The 17954-nt window shown below is 61.5% G+C and carries 19 protein-coding genes; 7 read left to right on the top strand and 12 right to left on the bottom strand.

Annotated features, from left to right (window positions below):
- Nucleotides 1–18: 18 nt before the first annotated feature.
- Together dapE and ABJN75_RS14545 are read left to right on the top strand one after the other, a co-directional pair.
- Entirely contained in the window at nt 19–1227 is a 1209-nt protein-coding gene (gene dapE, locus ABJN75_RS14550) for a succinyl-diaminopimelate desuccinylase (RefSeq protein WP_348440297.1), read from the top strand.
- A 2-nt stretch (nt 1228–1229) separates the two neighbouring features.
- A complete protein-coding gene (locus ABJN75_RS14545; RefSeq protein WP_348440296.1) occupies nt 1230–1832 on the top strand; it encodes a hypothetical protein in 603 nt (200 codons plus the stop codon).
- Between the two features lie 75 nt (nt 1833–1907).
- Here the strand turns inward: ABJN75_RS14545 and ABJN75_RS14540 are convergent, their stop codons facing one another.
- The 5 genes from ABJN75_RS14540 to def all read right to left on the bottom strand — a co-directional run bounded on the left by ABJN75_RS14540 (nt 1908) and on the right by def (nt 7358).
- Nucleotides 1908–2378 carry a chemotaxis protein CheW gene (locus tag ABJN75_RS14540; protein ID WP_348440295.1) on the bottom strand — a complete coding sequence of 157 codons (471 nt, stop codon included), beginning with the start codon at nt 2376–2378 and terminating at the stop codon, nt 1908–1910.
- Nucleotides 2378–4873: a methyl-accepting chemotaxis protein gene (locus ABJN75_RS14535; RefSeq protein ID WP_348440294.1), complete on the bottom strand. Its 2496-nt coding sequence runs from the start codon at nt 4871–4873 to the stop codon at nt 2378–2380. The genes ABJN75_RS14540 and ABJN75_RS14535 overlap by 1 nt, the downstream gene beginning before the upstream one ends.
- Nucleotides 4874–5076: 203 nt before the next feature.
- Nucleotides 5077–5835 carry a tRNA pseudouridine(38-40) synthase TruA gene (gene truA / locus ABJN75_RS14530; RefSeq protein ID WP_348440293.1) on the bottom strand — a complete coding sequence of 253 codons (759 nt, stop codon included), beginning with the start codon at nt 5833–5835 and terminating at the stop codon, nt 5077–5079.
- The gene (fmt, locus tag ABJN75_RS14525) at nt 5835–6773 is read right to left on the bottom strand and encodes a methionyl-tRNA formyltransferase (protein WP_348440292.1); all 939 of its coding nucleotides are present in this window, start codon (nt 6771–6773) and stop codon (nt 5835–5837) included. The genes truA and fmt overlap by 1 nt, the downstream gene beginning before the upstream one ends.
- Nucleotides 6774–6839: 66 nt before the next feature.
- Nucleotides 6840–7358 (bottom strand): peptide deformylase, encoded by a 519-nt coding sequence (gene def, locus ABJN75_RS14520; RefSeq protein WP_348440291.1) that lies wholly within the window; start codon nt 7356–7358, stop codon nt 6840–6842.
- 150 nt (nt 7359–7508) lie between these two features.
- Between def and rmuC the strand changes: the two genes are divergently transcribed.
- The 3 genes from rmuC to ABJN75_RS14505 all read left to right on the top strand — a co-directional run bounded on the left by rmuC (nt 7509) and on the right by ABJN75_RS14505 (nt 10473).
- The gene (gene rmuC / locus ABJN75_RS14515; RefSeq protein WP_348440379.1) at nt 7509–8768 is read left to right on the top strand and encodes a DNA recombination protein RmuC; all 1260 of its coding nucleotides are present in this window, start codon (nt 7509–7511) and stop codon (nt 8766–8768) included.
- Between the two features lie 151 nt (nt 8769–8919).
- Nucleotides 8920–9537, top strand: a complete 618-nt coding sequence (locus ABJN75_RS14510) for a hypothetical protein (RefSeq protein WP_348440290.1) — start codon at nt 8920–8922, stop codon at nt 9535–9537.
- 36 nt (nt 9538–9573) lie between these two features.
- Complete coding sequence (locus ABJN75_RS14505; protein ID WP_348440289.1) at nt 9574–10473, top strand: ribokinase; 900 nt, start codon at nt 9574–9576, stop codon at nt 10471–10473.
- 34 nt (nt 10474–10507) lie between these two features.
- Here ABJN75_RS14505 and ABJN75_RS14500 read toward each other — a convergent pair whose 3' ends face one another.
- A complete protein-coding gene (locus tag ABJN75_RS14500) occupies nt 10508–11446 on the bottom strand; it encodes a nucleoside hydrolase (RefSeq protein WP_348440288.1) in 939 nt (312 codons plus the stop codon).
- Nucleotides 11447–11604: 158 nt separating this feature from the next.
- Here ABJN75_RS14500 and ABJN75_RS14495 point away from each other — a divergent pair, with 158 nt between their 5' ends.
- Nucleotides 11605–12036, top strand: coding sequence for an Hsp20 family protein (locus ABJN75_RS14495; protein ID WP_348440287.1), 432 nt, complete (start codon nt 11605–11607; stop codon nt 12034–12036).
- Between the two features lie 55 nt (nt 12037–12091).
- The gene (locus ABJN75_RS14490) at nt 12092–12349 is read left to right on the top strand and encodes a DUF1150 family protein (protein WP_348440286.1); all 258 of its coding nucleotides are present in this window, start codon (nt 12092–12094) and stop codon (nt 12347–12349) included.
- Between the two features lie 192 nt (nt 12350–12541).
- On the opposite strand, the gene ptsN is transcribed toward ABJN75_RS14490, so the two are convergent.
- From ptsN to lptC, 6 genes are all read right to left on the bottom strand, one after another.
- Entirely contained in the window at nt 12542–13006 is a 465-nt protein-coding gene (gene ptsN / locus ABJN75_RS14485; protein ID WP_348440285.1) for a PTS IIA-like nitrogen regulatory protein PtsN, read from the bottom strand.
- A 123-nt stretch (nt 13007–13129) separates the two neighbouring features.
- Nucleotides 13130–13705: a ribosome-associated translation inhibitor RaiA gene (gene raiA / locus ABJN75_RS14480; RefSeq protein ID WP_348440284.1), complete on the bottom strand. Its 576-nt coding sequence runs from the start codon at nt 13703–13705 to the stop codon at nt 13130–13132.
- Between the two features lie 247 nt (nt 13706–13952).
- Complete coding sequence (gene rpoN / locus ABJN75_RS14475; RefSeq protein ID WP_348440283.1) at nt 13953–15506, bottom strand: RNA polymerase factor sigma-54; 1554 nt, start codon at nt 15504–15506, stop codon at nt 13953–13955.
- Nucleotides 15507–15851: 345 nt separating this feature from the next.
- The gene (gene lptB, locus ABJN75_RS14470) at nt 15852–16565 is read right to left on the bottom strand and encodes an LPS export ABC transporter ATP-binding protein (protein WP_348440378.1); all 714 of its coding nucleotides are present in this window, start codon (nt 16563–16565) and stop codon (nt 15852–15854) included.
- Between the two features lie 89 nt (nt 16566–16654).
- Nucleotides 16655–17209 carry an LptA/OstA family protein gene (locus tag ABJN75_RS14465; protein ID WP_348440282.1) on the bottom strand — a complete coding sequence of 185 codons (555 nt, stop codon included), beginning with the start codon at nt 17207–17209 and terminating at the stop codon, nt 16655–16657.
- Nucleotide 17210: 1 nt separating this feature from the next.
- A complete protein-coding gene (gene lptC, locus ABJN75_RS14460) occupies nt 17211–17891 on the bottom strand; it encodes an LPS export ABC transporter periplasmic protein LptC (RefSeq protein WP_348440281.1) in 681 nt (226 codons plus the stop codon).
- Between the last annotated feature and the right edge of the window lie 63 nt (nt 17892–17954).

The raw sequence follows: 17954 nt of genomic DNA, 5'->3' as shown, positions 1-17954 counted from the left end.
ATCGTCTAATCACGAAGCATGACCCTGACCGATCCGACCCAGACACTCGCCGCCCTGATCCGCTGTCCATCGGTAACGCCGGAAGACGGCGGCGCACTTGAGACGCTTGGCGCAATGCTGGGCGAGCTCGGCTTCAGCAATGACCGGGTGACGTTTTGCGACACCGGCACGCCGGATGTGGACAATCTATATTCGCGGCTCGGCTCTGACGGCCCGCATCTGATGTTTGCCGGCCATACCGATGTGGTGCCGGTCGGCGATGAGGAGGCCTGGACCCGCAGCCCGTTCGGAGCCGATATCGTCGATGGCGAAATGTATGGCCGGGGTGCGGTTGACATGAAGGGCGGCATTGCCTGTTTCGTCTCGGCGCTGGCGCGATTGATTGCACGCCGCGGCGCCCCGAAAGGATCGGTCTCGCTGCTGATCACCGGCGACGAGGAAGGCCCCTCGATCAACGGCACCGAGAAACTGCTGGCCTACGCCGCCGGCAAGGGCGAGCGCTGGGATGCGGCGGTGGTCGGCGAGCCTACAAATCCGGACCGGATGGGTGACATGATCAAGATCGGCAGACGCGGATCGCTGTCGGGCACGCTGACGGTCGAGGGTGTGCAGGGCCATGCCGCCTATCCGCATCTGGCCGACAATCCGCTGCGCGGGCTTGTAACGCTGATGGACGGGCTGCTGGATCCGCCGCTGGATACAGGCAATGACCGGTTTCCGCCGACCAATCTGGAATTCACCAGTATCGACACCGGCAACAAGGCCACCAATGTGATTCCGGCGCGCACCACGGCCCGGTTCAACATTCGCTTTAACGACATCTGGACGGGTGAAAGCCTCGCGGCCGAGTTGCGCGGGCGGCTGGAACAGGCCGCAAAGCAGATACGGTTGCGCCCCGGACGTGATCCGGTTCGTTACACGGTCGAGTTCGATCCACGCGTCTCACCATCGTTTCTGACCCGCGACGACCAGTTGATTGAGACGCTTTCCGCCGCGGTCAGTGAAGCGACCGGCCGGACGCCGGCGCTGTCGACCACCGGCGGCACCTCGGATGCGCGCTTCATCAAGAATTATTGCCCGGTGGTCGAGTTCGGCCTGGTGGGACAGACCATGCACATGGTCGACGAGCGGGTGGCGCTTGCGGATCTCGAAAGCCTCACCGGGATTTACGAGTTGTTTCTGGAGCGCTGGTTCGAGCATCGCTGTTCCGGCGCCGGAGCTCGCTGATCTTGGCTACAAACCTTGTCCCATCGCGCAGCGAAGCCAGACAGTCGCTGGCGGGACTGTTTTATCTGATCCAGCGCCGGCCTGAAGGAGCGCGGCTGCTCGACGCCTCGCCCGACGGTTTCTGGCGATCGTTCGGCGCCTTTGCCTGGGCCTGGCCGGTACAGTGCTTTCTGTGGACAGGCATCTGGCGGGCATTGCCTGATACCAGACCAGAGTCGGCCGGCGAGATTTTCCGGTTCTTTTTCGTCTCGAGCAGTTTTGACTTGGCCGCCTGGGTGGTGCCGGCGGTGCTGCTGCTGGCCGTGACCCAGGTCTTCGGCCTGTCCGGCAAATATTCCCAGCTGGTCGTGGTCAACAACTGGTTCGGGCTGTTGTCGGCCTATATCGGCTTTTTTCCCGCTGCACTGCGCTATCTGACGCCAGTGTCCGAGACCGTCAGCGCCTTTATCTCGGTGATTGTCTATATGGTGGTCATCTGGCTCTATTACCGGGTCATCAGGACCAGCCTTGGCGGCGACCTGATGATCTCGATCTTCATCACCCTGATGATGGTCATGACAGGGCTGATCGTCTCCGAACTGGCCTTCACCGCACTTGCCGTCTGACCCCTGCAAAATGCTTCAGCGCCACGTATCCGTCGGGGCGCGCGGCGCTGAAACTGCTATGGGGCTGTCGCGCAATCAGGCCGCGATGTCCTCGGGAGCCGAAAACAGCGCGTCGAGATCGAGGTAGCAGATCATCTGCTGGTCGACCGGAATGATCGCCTTGGTCAGCGCGCGTTCGGCGGCCGGCAGCACGTCGGGAGCGGGCTGCAGCTCGGCGGTGTTGACGGTGATCATGTCGGAGACATTCTCGACCAGCAGCCCGACCAGCTTTCCGGCGATGTTGGTGACGATAATAGCCGAGCGTTCTGTCGGTTCAATAGCCGGAAGACCGAGCCGGATCGCCATGTCGATCACCGGGATCACCGAACCACGCAGGTTGATTACACCAAGTACATGCGGCGGCGAATGCGGCAGGGTCGTCGATGGCGCCCAGCCGCGGATTTCGCGAACCGACATGATGTTGACGCAGAAAACCTGCTTGCCCAGATGAAACGAGATGATTTCCAGAAACCCCGAATCCGCCATGATGTTTGCGTTGTCTTGCATCAAAATTCCTCCCAGTCGTCCTGTGACGCTGCGGTTGAGTTGTTGGATTTGCCGGCGCCGAAGGCTTGGGCGACAGATTTGAGAATGGTGCGGGCGGGCGACGGAACCGGGCGTGCACCCGCAGTCGAACTGCTGACGGCTTGCGCCGGTCTCGCCGTTTGTCCGGACATCTTGGGGGTCGGGTCCCCATGACCCGTTGTGCGAGCGGTGCTCTGCGCGGCAGCCTGAACCGGCACGAAGCCACGATGATCGGAAAGCGTGAACTGTCGTAGCAGGCCATCCAGCGTTGCCGCACCGCCGGACAGCCGGTGGGTCGCTGCTGTGGTCTGTTCCACCATCGCCGCATTCTGCTGGGTCACCTGATCCATCTGGTTGACCGCCGAGTTGATCTCCGAAAGTCCGGTCGCCTGTTCACGGGCCGCGGTCGCAATCGAATTGATCTGTTCGTTGATGTCGCTGACATGCCGGGCAATCAGGCCCAATGCCTCGCCCGTTTGCCGGACCAGCGCCACACCCGATTTCACCTCTTCACCGGACTTGCCGATCAGACCCTTGATGTCCTTGGCCGCCGATGCGGCGCGTTGCGCCAGTTCCCGCACTTCCTGCGCAACCACCGCGAAGCCCTTGCCTGCCTCGCCGGCGCGGGCCGCCTCGACACCGGCATTGAGTGCCAGCAGATTGGTCTGGAAAGCGATCTCGTCGATCACATTGATGATCTTGGAAATCTCGTCGGACGCATTCTCGATCCGGCCCATGGCATTGATCGCCTCGGCGACCACCTGGCCGGACTTGTCGGTAGAGACCTTGGCCTCGCCGACCTTGCCGGTGGCCTCGTCGGCGCGCTGGGAGGAACTCTTGACGGTTGCCGTGATTTCGTCGAGTGCGGCGGATGTCTGTTCGAGCGAGGACGCCTGCTGCTCGGTGCGGCGCGACAGATCGTCAGCGGCGGCGCGCAATTCGCCGGTGTCGCCATTGATCGCCAGGATATTCTCACTGACTTCAGAGAGCGTGCTGTTGAGCTTTTCGACCGAGGCGTTGAAATCAAGCCGCAATCCGTCAAGGCCCTGCATGAACGGTTTGTCGAGGCGAACCGACAGATCGCCCTCCGACAGGCTGTGCAGGCCGCCGGCCAGGGCATCGACCGCCTGTTGCATGCGAACCGCTTCCTCGGCCTTGGCTGCTTCGCGTTCCTGGCGTTCGCGCTCCGACAGCGTGCGGCTCTCGTCAGCCTGACGCTCGAGATCGACCTTCTCAAGGGCGGCATCACGGAACACGGCCACCGAGCGGGCCATTTCACCGATCTCGTCCTTGCGGGTTTCACCAGCCAGTTCAATCGATGTGTCGCCGCCGGCAAGACGGCGCATATTGTCGACAAGTGCTTCAATCGGCTTGGTCAGGGTGCGGGAGAACCAGATGCTGACCGCCAGGGCGCCAAGCAGCAGCAATAGCGACAGACCGAGAATGGTGTTGCGCATCGTCACCATGCTGGCGCCGGCCTCGTTCTTGTCAAGCAAGGCGGCAACGGTCCAGTTGCCACCGTCAAACGACAAATTGGTCATGGCCGCGTAGGCATCCATGTTGCGGTAGCCTTCCAGGCTGCCGACGGCCACGCCGGCCCCCTGGATATCCTGTGCAAGGCTGGTGTCGAGTTGAACCTTCAGGGAGTCCATCTCTCCGGTCTTGGCCGAATCACTGATCAGATACCCCTGCGCATTCAGGAGTACCGTTTCACCGGTCCGGCCGAGGCCCGCGGTGTTGGCCATGATATCGGCGATCTTGCCGCCGGGCATGCGAATGATAATAACGCCGACCATGCCCATTTGCGAGTTCAGGGCGTGTCCCATGAAGGCGGCCGGTTTGCCGCCATCCGCCGCATAGGATGCATAATCGGCATACACGGTCTTGCCGGTTTCATCGGCGCCGACGATGCCTTCGAATACCTTGCCGATGCCGGTGCCCTTCCAGTCATCGGCCCTCAGGTTGGCGGCATAATCATTGTGCTTGTTGACCGAGTAGAGAACATTGCCATTCATGTCGACCAGGAAGAAATCTTCCCAACCGCGGCCCTCGGCCATCTCGCGCAACTGGATGTGATAGCGTTCATGGCTCTGATCGTAGGAGCTGACTTTCGCCGCGTCAGGTTTATGGGCGGTGTCGTATTTCTGGCGCTCGCCTTCCGGGAAGGGGTTCTCTGTAATGTAACGCCTTTTCAGTTCCTCAGCGGCTCCGTCCCCGAGAAAGCCCCAGTCATATTTGAAGCCTTCCAGCGCGATGCGCATCAGATTGTTCTGCGAGGCTGCGGTCAGATCCTGCTCGAGATTGGCGATGAAGGTCTCGAGCTGATTGCGCCGCCCGTCGGCGATCGCTTCCAGTTTCTCCGTCGTCTTCGCCTCAAGCGCCCGGGACGCTATCTGAAGGCTGGCGATGCTCGCCGCTCCGATCGATACGATGGTCAGCAATGCGGCCGCGATCGGCAATTTGGTGGAAAGACGCATGGTGATTCCTAGGAGCGAGCGAGTTTGTCAGCATGTCTCGGGGAGGTCGAGACTTCCAGAACGGCATCATGCACCGCACGCGCAGGCACGGTTTCTGGCAAGTAAAGCTTTCGGCTGTTTAGGTTATTTTTGCGTTAAAACTGCCCGCCAGATCCCCGAAATCAGATGTTGTACCTGATTTCATGGCACAAATTGGTACTGTTCTACGCGTCCGGGTAGTCAACCGCCCGAAAATAGAGTCCGTGCGGTACCGCCACTGGTCCGCATGCCTTGCGCGAGCGCGCCGCGAGTGCAGCCTCGACATCATCGGCGGACCACTTCCCCTCCCCGACCAGCCTCAGGGTTCCGGCAAAGGAGCGGATCTGGTTGTGCAGGAAGCTGCGCGCACTGGCGTGGATCTCGATCAAACCATCTGCATTCCCCGCTACAACGTCCAGCCGGTCGAGACTGCGCACCGGCGAATTCGCCTGGCACTGCACGGAGCGGAAGGTGGTGAAATCATGCCGCCCGACGAGACGCTGCGCCGCCTCATGCATGGCCGTTGCATCCAGTTGTCTGGGGGACCAGAGCGCACGATTGCTCTCAAGCACCAGCGGCGTACGACGGCAGATAATCCGGTAGATGTAATGGCGGCACAGGGCCGAGAACCGGGCATCGAAATCGTCAGCGACCCGGCTTGCCGAAAGGATGACAACGCGCTCGCGGGCCATCCGCAGATGCGCGTTGACGGCATCGCGTACCGTGTCGCCGGGCCACTCTCTGGCAAGATCGGCATGGGCAACCTGGCCAAGCGCGTGAACGCCGGCATCGGTTCGTCCTGCGCCGCGAATGCTGACTGTCTCGGCGCAAAATCCACGAATTGCGGTTTCAATCGCCTGCTGGACCGAGGGCTGGTCCTCCTGGCGCTGCCATCCGGCATAGCCAGTGCCATCATATTCGATATCCAGCCGGTAACGCGGCATCAGCCGATCACCGTTCCGGGCGCAACCGGTGTTCCGCGCAGGAAGTCCCGGGCAGCCAGCGGCTTGCCGCCGGCTTTTTGCAAGGTCACAAGCCGAACCGCGCCCTCGCCGCAGGCGATCAGCAATTGGTCGTCGAGCACGGTGCCGGCAGCAGCCTCACCGGGATCGGCATCAACGACACCGGCGCCCAGCAGTTTGACCCGCTCGGTTCGGCCATTGGCCTCAAGCTCGAACCAGGCGCCGGGCGAGGGCGCCAGTCCGCGCACGTGATGACTGACCTCGCTGGCGGACCGGCTGAAATCGACCCGGGTCTCGGCCTTGCTGATTTTCGACGCATAGGTGACACCGGTGTCGGATTGCGGTGTCAGCGGAAGCTCGCCGCGCTCCAGTCTCGCCATGGCATCGACCATCAGCCGCGCCGTCATGGCGGAGAGATCGTCGTGCAATTCGCCCGCCGTTACGGTGTCCGACAGATTTGTCCTTTCGCTCAGCGCCACAGGGCCGGTGTCGAGCCCCTCATCCATCTTCATGATCATCACACCGGTCTCGGCATCGCCGGCCATGATCGCACGCTGGATCGGCGCGGCGCCGCGCCAGCGCGGCAACAGCGAGGCGTGACCGTTCCAGGCGCCAAGCCGCGGAGCATCGAGAACCGGTTTCGGCAGGATCAATCCATAGGCCACGACCACCGCGGCATCGGCATCGAGCGCGCGAAACGCCGCCTGCTCTTCCTCGCTTTTGAGGCTTTTCGGAGTGAAGACCGGGATGCCGAGACTTTCGGCCATGCGATGAACCGGAGACGGCAGCACTTCCAGTCCACGCCGTCCGGCGGGGCGCGGCGGCTGCGAATACACTGCAACAATCTGGTGACCGGCCGCATGCAGCGCCTCAAGCGTCGGCGCCGCGTAATCCGGCGTCCCCATGAAGATGATGCGCATTGTGGCTCCTCGAAAGACATCCTCAGCCGACAAACCGGCCGGCAATGGCCACGCCGTCGCCGGGGTTCAGGCGGTCACGCGCTGTTTGGCGAGCTTGGTGAACTTGCGCACCACCATGTCGCGTTTCAGTTTGGAAATATGGTCGATGAACAGCACGCCGTTGAGGTGATCCATCTCGTGCTGCAGGCAGGTGGCGAGCAGGCCGTTGGCTTCGGTGACGCGTTCCTTGCCATTCCGGTCAAGATGACGGACCGTGACCGCCTCCGGCCGTTCGACCTCGGCATAATAGTCGGGGATCGACAGGCAGCCTTCCTCATAGACATTGATGTCGTCGCTGGCTGCGACAAGCTCCGGATTGATGAAGACCTGCGGATTGGGCTCCTCATCCTTGCCGGCGACGTCGATCACCAGCAAGCGGCGCGGCACGCCAACCTGGATCGCCGCGAGGCCTACTCCCGGCGCGTCATACATGGTCTCGATCATGTCTTCGATGAAAGCGGCGAGTTCGTTGTCGACGCGTTCCACCGCCTGGCTTTGCTGGCGCAGGATCGGATCGGGCAAATAGATAATCGGCTTGATGCTCATGAGGTTGAAATAGTCACTGAAAAGTCCGTCGTCAATCGGGCCGGCATGCGATCGAATCGCAACGTCGCCCAGATGTTCCCGTTTTGATCTTACAAAATGCGGAGAATCAGCTAAGTCTTGCGCATGGAGACAGGCGCCGCGCTCTTTTCGATGCCGTTTTTTGAGCTCAATGGCCATGCGGTGACGCTTGGCCAGACGCTGCTTGCCGCCCTGTTGGCGGGGGGAGTGCTGGCTGTCTGGCTGGCGGTGGCACTGAAGCGTTCAGCCAGCGCCCGAGCCCGGGCGGAAGCCGATGCTGCCAAACGGGCGGCTGAGGCCGAGGCCCGGCTGGCCGAGATCCTGAAGGCGCAATCGGAGATGCAGGGCCGGATGGGCGCCATGACTGAGCTGTTCGGCGCGCGTCAGGCCGAGCTCAACCAGTCGATCGGCCAGCGGATCGACGGCATGACCCAGCGCATCGGTTCGACGCTGACCGACCAGACCCGCACCACCCATGAAAACCTGTCGAAACTGCAGGAGCGGCTGGCGGTGATCGATACCGCGCAGGCCAACATCCAGTCGCTGGCGCGTGACGTGGTCGGATTGCAGGCGATCCTGTCCAACAAGCAGACCCGCGGCGCGTTCGGACAATCGCGCATGGAGACCATCATCCAGGACGGGTTGCCGTTCGGAGCCTTCAGTTTTCAACCGACCCTGTCAAACGGCATGCGGCCCGACTGCACCATTGCCATGCCCAATGGCGCGCCGGATCTGGTGATCGACGCCAAGTTTCCGCTGGAGGCCTGGAACGCCATGCGCGAGGCCGAAACGGCGGGATCGGGCGAGCAGGCCGCCCAGAGCGCACAACAGCGCTTCCGTCGCGATATCGAAGTCCATATCCGCGACATCTCGGAAAAATATCTGATCGCCGGGGAGACCCAGGACACGGCGTTTCTGTTCGTGCCGTCGGAATCGATCTTCGCCGAGATCCATGAGAATTTCGAAGCGATCGTACACAAGGCGCAGCGGGCGCGCGTGGTGATTGTCTCACCTTCCCTGCTGATGCTGTCGATCCAGGTGATCCATGCGCTGCTCAAGGATGCCCGCATGCGTGAACAGGCGCATCTCATCCAGGGCGAGGTGCTGAGACTGATGGAAGACCTTTCCCGCCTTGATGACCGGACCCGAAAATTGCAGGCGCATTTCTCGATGGCGCAGAAGGATGTCGAGCTGATCCTGACCTCGTCGGACAAGCTCAGCAAACGCGGTGCGAAAATCGAGGCGCTGGAATTTTCCCAACTGACCGATGACGCCAAACCCGCCGTTCCCGCCAAGACGCCAGGGGACGATGCCTCCACCCCGCCGCAGAACCCGAAATTCGAACCGCGATCCTCGACGCTCAAACTCAGGGTGGTTGACGAGGACGACTGACCCGGGAGCAGCGGAAAGCCCGGTACCTTTGCCGCATCTTGCGGGAGATCCCCAGAATTTCCATTGCGAAGCCCCAGCCTCTGGTATGAGGTGAACATCAGACGCTTGTCGTGTGACAGGGAGTTATCGGAATTTTCAGGGAGAGACAGACATGGCTGTTTGCAAACGGGTCACCGCACCATCCGGCGTTCATGCCGCCATGACCGGTCACCGGGTTTTCGGCATGGCGGCGGCGCTCGCCATGAGCCTGATCGTCGTTCCGGTCGGGCCGCACGGCACAGCACTTGCTCAGAAGGCAATGGTGCAGGATTGCGGGATGGCCGTTGAACAGACCTGGCTGGGCGATCTCGTCGCCTCGGCAATTGCCACCGGAGACTGCGGCCTCGCCACTCTTGACCTGGTCGTGCACAACGGTGTGGACGAAGTGGTCTGGAGCGCGTCCTACGGGTCAGCCGATCTGCTGGGGTTCGACGATATCCTCGAACCCGATGCAATGCGTTTCGCGATGGAAGACTGGTTGGGTTTCTACGCTGACAACACACGTTCCGGGACATTGCCGGAATGGCCGCACGGCATGGACCAGCCCGATGCGGGCGAATTTCCGTTTTATGTGGAGGAGGGACTGTCTCAGCGGGATTATCAGGAGCTTCGCGCCAGCGATTATCCGATGGTCTGCTACATCCAGGGACGCGAAAGCACTTTGTGCCTTGTCCAGCATCCCGGCGTCAGCGCACTGATCAGCGTTGGCGCGCAATCCTTTCCAGGGTAGGACCCGAAACACAGCAGCCCGACGCAGGAGAATCCCATGATTACCGTTATCGGATCAGTCAACATGGATCTGATCGCCACCACACCGAGATTACCGGAGCCGGGCGAAACCGTGACAGGCACGGACTTTGCCACCGCGCCAGGCGGCAAGGGCGCCAACCAGGCGCTGGCGGCGCAGCGTGCGGGCGCCGCCGTGCAAATGGCGGGTGCGGTGGGCGATGATGCCTTTGCCGCTGAAGCATTGGCATTGCTTGACGAAGCCGGCGCGGATCTTGGCGCCGTCCGTCACCTTACAGGCCCGACAGGCACGGCGCTCATTCTGGTGGGCGGCGACGGCGAGAACATGATCGCGGTCATTCCCGCCGCCAACGGCAAAATGACGGCTGAGGACGCGGAACGGGCGGTGGCCAGCATGACAGCAGGCGACACGCTGTTGCTGCAAATGGAGATTCCCGAGGATGCAGTTGGCGCGGCTCTGACCGCGGCACGAGGCAAGCGGGTCACAAGCGTCCTCAACATTGCGCCACTGAGTGACGCGGTCGACCGGCTCGCGCCATTGGCCGATATCGTCATCGCCAACGAGACCGAATTCGCCCGGCTGTGCGGCCGGCAGATTGCGACGCTGGCAGAAGCAAGGACGGAGCTCGCTGCGCTGCACGGGCAAACCGGCCAGTGCCTGATCGTGACGCTTGGCGGCGACGGCGTGCTGGCCGCGCGCGACGGCGAGATCACCCATACCGCCGCGCTGCCGATCACACCGGTCGACACCGTCGGAGCAGGCGATACATTCTGCGGATATCTGGCGCAGGGCCTCGACGCCGGGATGGAATTCACGGCAGCAGTTCGGCGCGCCGCAGTAGCAGGCGCACTGGCCTGCCTGAAACCGGGAGCCCAGCCATCGATTCCGTTGTCAGCAGAGGTGGACGACAGATTGTAGCGGCGCCCGGCCCCGGCGCATCTGTTTCAGCAGTTCAAAGCCGGCCGAGGCGCTCGATGAACAGATCGAAAAAGCGGTCGGAGTCGACGTCTTTGACGACAAAGGCGTTCTCTGTTCTGCCGGCTACTTTCCACCAGTCCACCACTGTTGCGCCCAGCGTGAGGTCTGATCCGGTTTCGATCTCGACATTGCACCGGCGGCCCTTGAACATGTCGGGGTCAAGCAACCACGCAATCACCGTCGGATCATGCAACGGGCCGCCATCGGTTCCGTATTTCTGCTCGTCAAAGCGCTCATAGAACTCGAGCATGTCGGCCATCACCACCGAAGGATGATTGCCATTGGCGCGCAGCCGGTCAACACGCGCCCTGGTGGTCAGCACCTTGTGGGTGACATCCAGCGGCATCATGGTAATCGGCACGCCCGACCTGAACACGATGTCAGCCGCCTCCGGATCGACATAAATGTTGAACTCGGCCGAGGGTGTGATGTTGCCGCCTTCGAAGAATCCGCCGCCCATCAGCACGATTTCCCTGACCCGCGTGACAACGCCGGGAACCCGCTCAAACACGCTGGCGATGTTGGTCAGCGGACCCAGCGCGCACAGGGTAACTGTTCCCTCAGGTTCGTTGCGCAAGGTTTCGATGATGAAATCGACGGCGTGCACGGTTTCGAGCGGGCGCGCCGGTTCAAACAGCTCAACACCATCCAGCCCTGTCTTGCCATGCACATGCTCGGCGGTCACCAGCTTGCGCTTGAGCGGAATGTCGGCGCCGGCGAACACCGGGACATCGTCCCTGCCGCAGATTTCGGTGATCATGCCGGCGTTGCGGGCGGTCAGCGCGAGCGGCACATTGCCCGCCACCGCGGTGATCCCCAGCACCTCGAGCTCCGGGCTCGCCAGGGCCAGCATGATCGCCGCGGCGTCGTCCTGACCGGGATCGGTGTCGATGATGATCTTGCGTGGCGTCATGGCGGTTCCTCGAAATGCGATTCGGTTGCCGCGAGACTACGTGCCTGCAAAGCCTCACGGCAAGGTTCTTGCGAAGCCGTGCTGAAGTTCCCATATTGGTGTCATGCCGGATGCCGAATGTGGGTCCGGCGCCTGTCGCTTGAAAACGAGGACAAGCCATGTCGCGCATGACGCCCTTTTCGAGTCCGCTGATGCTGGGATTCGACACTATGGAAAAGACCCTGGAGCGGATCGCCAAGGGGTCGGAAGGTTACCCGCCCTACAACATAGAGCGCATCCGCGCCTCCACCGACGGCTCCAACGCCGAACGGTTGAGGATCACGCTGGCCGTTGCCGGTTTCCGGGATGAGGACCTTGAGGTCACCACCGAGGAGAACCAACTCGTCATCCGGGGACGCCAGTCCGACAATGACGGACGGGAATATCTGCATCGCGGCATCGCGGCGCGGCAGTTCCAGCGCATGTTCGTGCTCGCCGAGGGCATGGAGGTCACCAGCGCAGAGTTGAAGAACGGTTTGCTTTCCGTCGATCTAATTCGCCCCGAGCCCGAGCGCATGGTGCGAAAAATTAACATTTCGGTTCGAGACTGAAGATCACGGTTCATTCCCACAGGATGTTTCCTGCCACTCACCGGAGGAAATCTACATGATTGCCAAATCAGCAAAAAGCCAATTGTCCGCTCATGACCTGGCGCTTCTGGGCGCCGGGAAGGTTGGCTATATCCGCAAGATGCGCTCCGAAGACGTCAGCGCCCGCTTTCCGGAAGCCCCCGAACTTGATCCCGGGATTGAACTCTGGGCGCTGTTTGGCGCCGACGGCACGCCGATCCTGCTGACCGATAACCGCTCCAGCACGTTTTACCGCGCTGCCGAGGATGAACTGAAAACCGTCGCCCTGCACTGATCTCCCATCAACTGCGCGGCGCAGGCCCCCGTGCTTGCCGGATATCCAGGCAAATGCCCGCCAACTCACACCTGCAACGGTGACTGAATTCCCGATCTGCCGGGATCGATTATCCGGCCGTGCGGACGGGTGCCGGCAGGATTATGGGTTTGTCCGGCAGGTCGGGCGTGTGGCCCGGTGCTATGCCCGCATTCAGGCGGCGTTGGACGCGGGCTCTCCGGTCAGAAAGGCATAGAGCGAAGCGGCGTTGTCGGTGGCGCGGAGTTTGGCCACCATGTCGCTGTCGCGCATGACGCGGGCGATCCGTGACAGCGCCTTGAGGTGGTCGGCGCCGGCGCCCTCGGGCGCCAGCAGCAGAAACACCAGATCAACCGGCTGGTCGTCGAGGGCTTCGAAATCAACCGGATGATCGAGGCGTGCGAAGACACCAACGATGTGATCAAGCGTGGCAAGCTTGCCATGCGGGATCGCAATGCCGTTGCCAACACCTGTGGAGCCAAGCCGTTCGCGCTGGAGAATGACGTCGAACACCTCCCGCTCGCTCAGTCCGGTGACCTCCGAGGCCTTTGCCGCCAGTTCCTGCAACAATTGCTTCTTGGAGTTTGCCTTGAGCGCGGGCAGAACAGAGTTCTGCCCAATCAGATCAGCAAGCGCCATGTCACGTTCCTTGTCTCGGGCCCGCGGCGCGGGCATCGTTTTTCGCTTCATGCAATTGCAGCGGGCGACGCCGTCTCTAGCCGCGTACGGCCCGCTTGCCCGATTTCATTTCAGCAAACGCCTTCAGGATTTAACCCCACCGGCGTCAATCCAACCGATATTCCCGTCTTCCCGGCGATAGACCACATTGAGCGCATCGTTTCCGGCATTGCGGAACATCAGGATTCGTTCATCGGTCATATCAAGAGCCATCACGGCATGCGCCACGCTCATGGTGACCAGTTGCTTGGTGCTTTCCGCGATGATGGCGGGAGCATAGTCAGCCGGCACTTCGTCGACATCGTCATCACTGGCTGAATCCACCACCGCGTAGGCCAGTTCGGCATTGGTCTGCTGGCCGTTGGCGTAATGATCCTTGAGGCGGCGCTTGTAACGGCGCAACCGTTTCTCAACGCGTTCGGCGGCGGCATCAAATGCCGGCTGCGGATCCTGGCCATCGCCGGTCGCATGCAACACGACGCCGGTATCAAGATGGATCTTGCAATCGGCCGTAAACCTGGATCCGGATTTCTCCACGATGACTTGGCTCGAAAAACCGCCATCGTAATATTTCCGGACGGCACCTGTGATCTGGTCCTCAATGCGTGTCCGAAACGACTCGCCGATTTCCATATGCTTACCCGACACTCGCACGCTCATGGATAGTCCCTTCTTATTATGACTTGGGGATTTAGTCTAAGCCATGCGTCACGCTCATCCAAGCGGTTGACGACGGTCAATTGCTCCGGTCCATGTAATTTTTCACTTGACAGAACCGGATGCCCGGGAGCGCATTTCTTTCCTGCCCGGTGCGGTGCGGCTTCTACGCCGATGCGCCTACACTGTCAAGCTTGGCACGGGCCTTGCTTATTTCAACAACGATTTCAGATGATTGCCGGGCCCCGGGTCAAACAGCGGCGGCGCGGGCCCGGGCGCGCTTTTCCCGGCGGCGCTGAACCGAGGATGGAATCGCCATGGCCTCACGGTATTTCGCCACTGTTCGCCGGGCAATCTCGATCCCGGCCTGCTTGAGCAGATCAACCACATCATCATCGGAAAGCACAGCTTCGGGCGCTTCCTGCTCGACCAGCACGCGGATTCGATGCCGGACGGATTCGGCCGAATGGGCGTCGCCGCCGGCTTCGGCGGAGGCGATGGAGACGGTAAAGAAATATTTCAGTTCGAAAACGCCGCGCGGCGTGATCATGTACTTGTTCGAGGTCACGCGGCTGACGGTCGATTCATGCATGCCGATGGCTTCCGCCACGGCCTTGAGGTTGAGCGGGCGCAAATGATCGACTCCATGAAGCAGGAAGGCATCCTGCTGGCGAACGATCTCTGTCGCCACCTTCATGATGGTGCGGGCGCGCTGGTCGAGCGAACGTGCCAGCCAGTTGGCGGTCTGCAGGCATTCGCTCAGGAAATCCTGACCGTCGGCATTCCTGGCCATCTTGCCGGACACTGTGGCGAAGTAGGTCTGATTGACCAGCACCCGCGGCAAAGTGTCCGGATTCAACTCGATGGTCCATCCGCCATCGGATGCCGGCCGCACCGAGACATCGGGCACGATCATTTCGCTCGATCCGGTCTCGAACCGCGTTCCCGGCTTGGGATCAAGCGCGCGGATCTCGCCCATCATTTCAAGCAGATCTTCTTCATCGACACCACATATCCGCGTCAGTGCGGCGAAATCACGCCGCGCGAGAAGCTCGAGATTGCCGACCAAAGCCGCCATCGCCGGATCAAGCCGGTCCTTGCGCGCCAGTTGCAAGGCAAGACTTTCGGAAAGCGAGCGGGCAAAAATTCCAGCAGGTTCCAGATCCTGGAGCCGGGCGAGCACCGATTCTACCCGGTCCGGATCAGCGCCCAGCCGTTCGGTGGTTTCGGAAAGCTCACCGGTCAGGTAGCCCGCCGCATCAAGCTGGTCGGCAAGCTCTGTGGCGATCAGCCGCTCGGCCGGATCGAAGAACGCAAAGGCAATCTGTTCGGCAACGTGATCGCGCAAAGTCGGTGCACGGGCGGCGAAATCGTCGAGATCATAGCCCTCGCTGGCGTGGCCGCCATCGCTGCCGGGCATCGATTTCCAGTTGTCGATGAACTCGGGCGCGTCAACCCGTTCGGTGCCATGGTCGTCGGGGAAGACGTTCTCGTAACGGCCGTCAATCTCGGAGGTCATCCGTTCGGCCTGCGTTTCTGCCGAACCGGCCCATGTGGCGTCGTCGCCCGATTCGGATGCCTCTGTGCGAAGCTCCGGCAGGTCGCGCGGCGCATCTGTGTTCGCCTCCACCGCTTCCGATTCCGGGGTAACCAGTTCGAGCAGCGGATTTCGCTCGACCTCCTGCTCGATGAACCGTGTCAGTTCGACATGGCTGAACTGGAGCAGCCGGATCGACTGCATCAGTTGCGGCGTCATCACCAGAGATTGGCTTTGGCGCAATTGAAGTCCAGCTGACAACGCCATGGTTACGCATTACTCCCCGCTTGGGCCGAACAGGAACCGGGCGCGATCATGCCGCTCCATCCGTTTCGCGTTCCCCTGCACCTTCACCGGCACATCACTAGCCCCATCTGGCCCAAAAATTGCTTTTTTCTTCCTTCGGGTCAAGTGGCGCCTTCAAACAGGGTAAAAGCCACCGGACAGCGGGCAGAATATGCTCCCGCGGGCGGTTCGGCGGCGTTCCTGTCTGGATGGGGTTTAATTTGAAGACTCATGCCGCAATCCAACAGGGATGCAGCGCCGGGTATTTGGAGCACGCGGCGGAAACTTTATGTTCTGAAGCTGGAGTGGTTCAGGCTGAATCGTAACTCAGAGCGAGAACTGCTCGCCGAGATAATGCCTGCGGACATCGGCATTGGCGACAATTTCCGCGGGCCGCCCGTGGGTCAGCAACACGCCCGCGTTCATGATGTAGGCGCGGTCAATCAGACCGAGCGTTTCGCGCACATTGTGATCGGTGATCAGCACGCCGATGCCCCTTCGGGTAAGATGCCGGACCAGGTCCTGGATATCGGAGACCGCAATCGGGTCAACGCCGGCAAAAGGCTCGTCAAGCAGCATGAAAGTCGGGTCGGAAGCCAGCGCACGGGCAATCTCGAGCCTGCGTCGCTCGCCGCCGGAGAGCGAAATCGATGCCGCCTTGCGCAGATGCGAGATGTGGAACTCTTCGAGCAGGTTGTCGAGCTTTTCCTCGCGCTTGGCGCGGTTCTTTTCCACGACTTCGAGAACCGCGCGGATATTGGCTTCGACACTCAGGCCGCGGAAGATCGAGGCCTCCTGCGGAAGGTAGCCGACGCCGAGACGGGCGCGGCGGTACATCGGCAAGGTTGAAACGTCGTGCCCATCGATCTCGATCGTGCCGGTGTCGACCGGAACCAGACCGGTGATCATGTAAAAGCATGTGGTCTTGCCGGCGCCATTCGGTCCCAGCAGTCCGCCCGCCTCCCCCCGGCGCACGCCGAGCGAAACGCCATCCACGACGCGTCTTGATTTGTAGGATTTGGTCAGATTGCGGGCAATCAGCGTTCCGTCATAGCGCTGCGCATCCTCTGGCCCGCGTTGTGTTTCGGGTTGGTCGCGATTGCCGCCGAGCGATGAAAAAAGGGCACGGATCACTGTTTTGGTCGCGACTTCGGATCCAGCTGGATCATGACCCGGCGGCCGCAGCTGTCGAGCTTGGCCTGCCCGTCCTTCATCTGGACGGTCAGCCTGCAGCCGATGAAGACATTCTCGGCGTCGGTGAGCACGACCTTCTTGCCCGACAGCACAAGCACCTCGTTGACCATATTGAAGTTACCGGTATCGGCTGTGGCGGTCTGGGTGTCGGCCTGGATGAACACCTTGTCGTACAGTTCAATTTCGCGGATCTGGGCCGAGCCCGAGGACACCGATCCGCCGTTCTTGTCGTAATTGACGACCATCCGGCCTGCCTGCAGCAGGGTGTCACCCTGCACAACCTTGACGTTGCCTGTGAAGGTGGCCTTGCTGGTCTCTTCGTCGATCTTGAGCTCGTCGCTCTCGATCTGGATCGGTTCGTCGTTGGAAAGCGCCAGACCCGCCATTCGCTTTTCGGTGCCCTGGGCCCAGGAATCCGCGACAGGCAAGACCAGCCCGGCGGCAATCGCGACCACGGCAAGCTTCATGAAAAACAATGCGGTTCTTGTCATATCAGTTCGTCGCTCCGTCCTTCGGCTTGAGCGCCGAAGGGTTGATCGTCATGCGGACCTTGTCTTTGAAAATGATGACGCGGCCCTTATCCTGCATCTTCATGGATTGCGCAACCACCGAGGCCTCGCCAGACCGGATCGAGACCGGATCGGAGGTTGTCAAATTGCCCGCAGCCAGATCGATGTCGGCCGACTGCAGCCTGGCTTCCATGCCTGTCTCGCTGACCACGGTGAAGGCCTTGTCGAACACCAGTGTCTGCTCGGCTCTGTCATAGACGCCGCTCTCGGCATTGAGAACGGCCTCGTCGTCTTCAGCCACGGGCAGATCGGCGACGATCTCTTCAAGCACGATCACATCCGGGGTGGCCAGATCCTGAATCGCCCGCGCGGCCCGCATGCTGTAGGGTCTTGCATCCGACCCCTGACCGCTCATCTCCGGATTCAGCATGACCAGCTTTCCGTCACGCAGGGACACGGATTCGATCTCCACTCCCTCCGGTCCCAGCGAATCCAGCCAGGAAACCGCGATAAACCCGATGACAATGAGAGCCGCCAGCACCGGCAACAGGATCTTGAGCATCCGCACCAGCCGGGTATGCCTCAGCGCAAGCCGGTACTCGGCATGCGACCGGCCGGCGTAAGCGCCGTTGCCCGGTATTCCTGAAACTGTCGAGGCGGTCATCTGCTGTTGCGGTCCCAAAGGTTATCAGCGCCAGGCGGGCACTCCCGACCATCGAGGCCAGGC

The organism is Hoeflea sp. (assembly GCF_039975035.1).
Lineage (GTDB): Bacteria > Pseudomonadota > Alphaproteobacteria > Rhizobiales > Rhizobiaceae > Hoeflea.
Note: the sequence above shows the minus strand (reverse complement) of the source record. Positions and strands in the feature narration are given on the sequence as shown.

Coding starts and splice junctions, on each gene's coding strand:
- dapE (WP_348440297.1), top strand. CDS start 19: ATGACCCTGACCGATCCGACCCAGACACTCGCCGCCCTGATCCGCTGT.
- ABJN75_RS14540 (WP_348440295.1), bottom strand. CDS start 2,378: ATGCAAGACAACGCAAACATCATGGCGGATTCGGGGTTTCTGGAAATC.
- ABJN75_RS14535 (WP_348440294.1), bottom strand. CDS start 4,873: ATGCGTCTTTCCACCAAATTGCCGATCGCGGCCGCATTGCTGACCATC.
- truA (WP_348440293.1), bottom strand. CDS start 5,835: ATGCCGCGTTACCGGCTGGATATCGAATATGATGGCACTGGCTATGCC.
- fmt (WP_348440292.1), bottom strand. CDS start 6,773: ATGCGCATCATCTTCATGGGGACGCCGGATTACGCGGCGCCGACGCTT.
- def (WP_348440291.1), bottom strand. CDS start 7,358: ATGAGCATCAAGCCGATTATCTATTTGCCCGATCCGATCCTGCGCCAG.
- rmuC (WP_348440379.1), top strand. CDS start 7,509: ATGCCGTTTTTTGAGCTCAATGGCCATGCGGTGACGCTTGGCCAGACG.
- ABJN75_RS14510 (WP_348440290.1), top strand. CDS start 8,920: ATGGCTGTTTGCAAACGGGTCACCGCACCATCCGGCGTTCATGCCGCC.
- ABJN75_RS14505 (WP_348440289.1), top strand. CDS start 9,574: ATGATTACCGTTATCGGATCAGTCAACATGGATCTGATCGCCACCACA.
- ABJN75_RS14500 (WP_348440288.1), bottom strand. CDS start 11,446: ATGACGCCACGCAAGATCATCATCGACACCGATCCCGGTCAGGACGAC.
- ABJN75_RS14495 (WP_348440287.1), top strand. CDS start 11,605: ATGTCGCGCATGACGCCCTTTTCGAGTCCGCTGATGCTGGGATTCGAC.
- ABJN75_RS14490 (WP_348440286.1), top strand. CDS start 12,092: ATGATTGCCAAATCAGCAAAAAGCCAATTGTCCGCTCATGACCTGGCG.
- ptsN (WP_348440285.1), bottom strand. CDS start 13,006: ATGGCGCTTGCTGATCTGATTGGGCAGAACTCTGTTCTGCCCGCGCTC.
- raiA (WP_348440284.1), bottom strand. CDS start 13,705: ATGAGCGTGCGAGTGTCGGGTAAGCATATGGAAATCGGCGAGTCGTTT.
- rpoN (WP_348440283.1), bottom strand. CDS start 15,506: ATGGCGTTGTCAGCTGGACTTCAATTGCGCCAAAGCCAATCTCTGGTG.
- ABJN75_RS14465 (WP_348440282.1), bottom strand. CDS start 17,209: ATGACAAGAACCGCATTGTTTTTCATGAAGCTTGCCGTGGTCGCGATT.
- lptC (WP_348440281.1), bottom strand. CDS start 17,891: ATGACCGCCTCGACAGTTTCAGGAATACCGGGCAACGGCGCTTACGCC.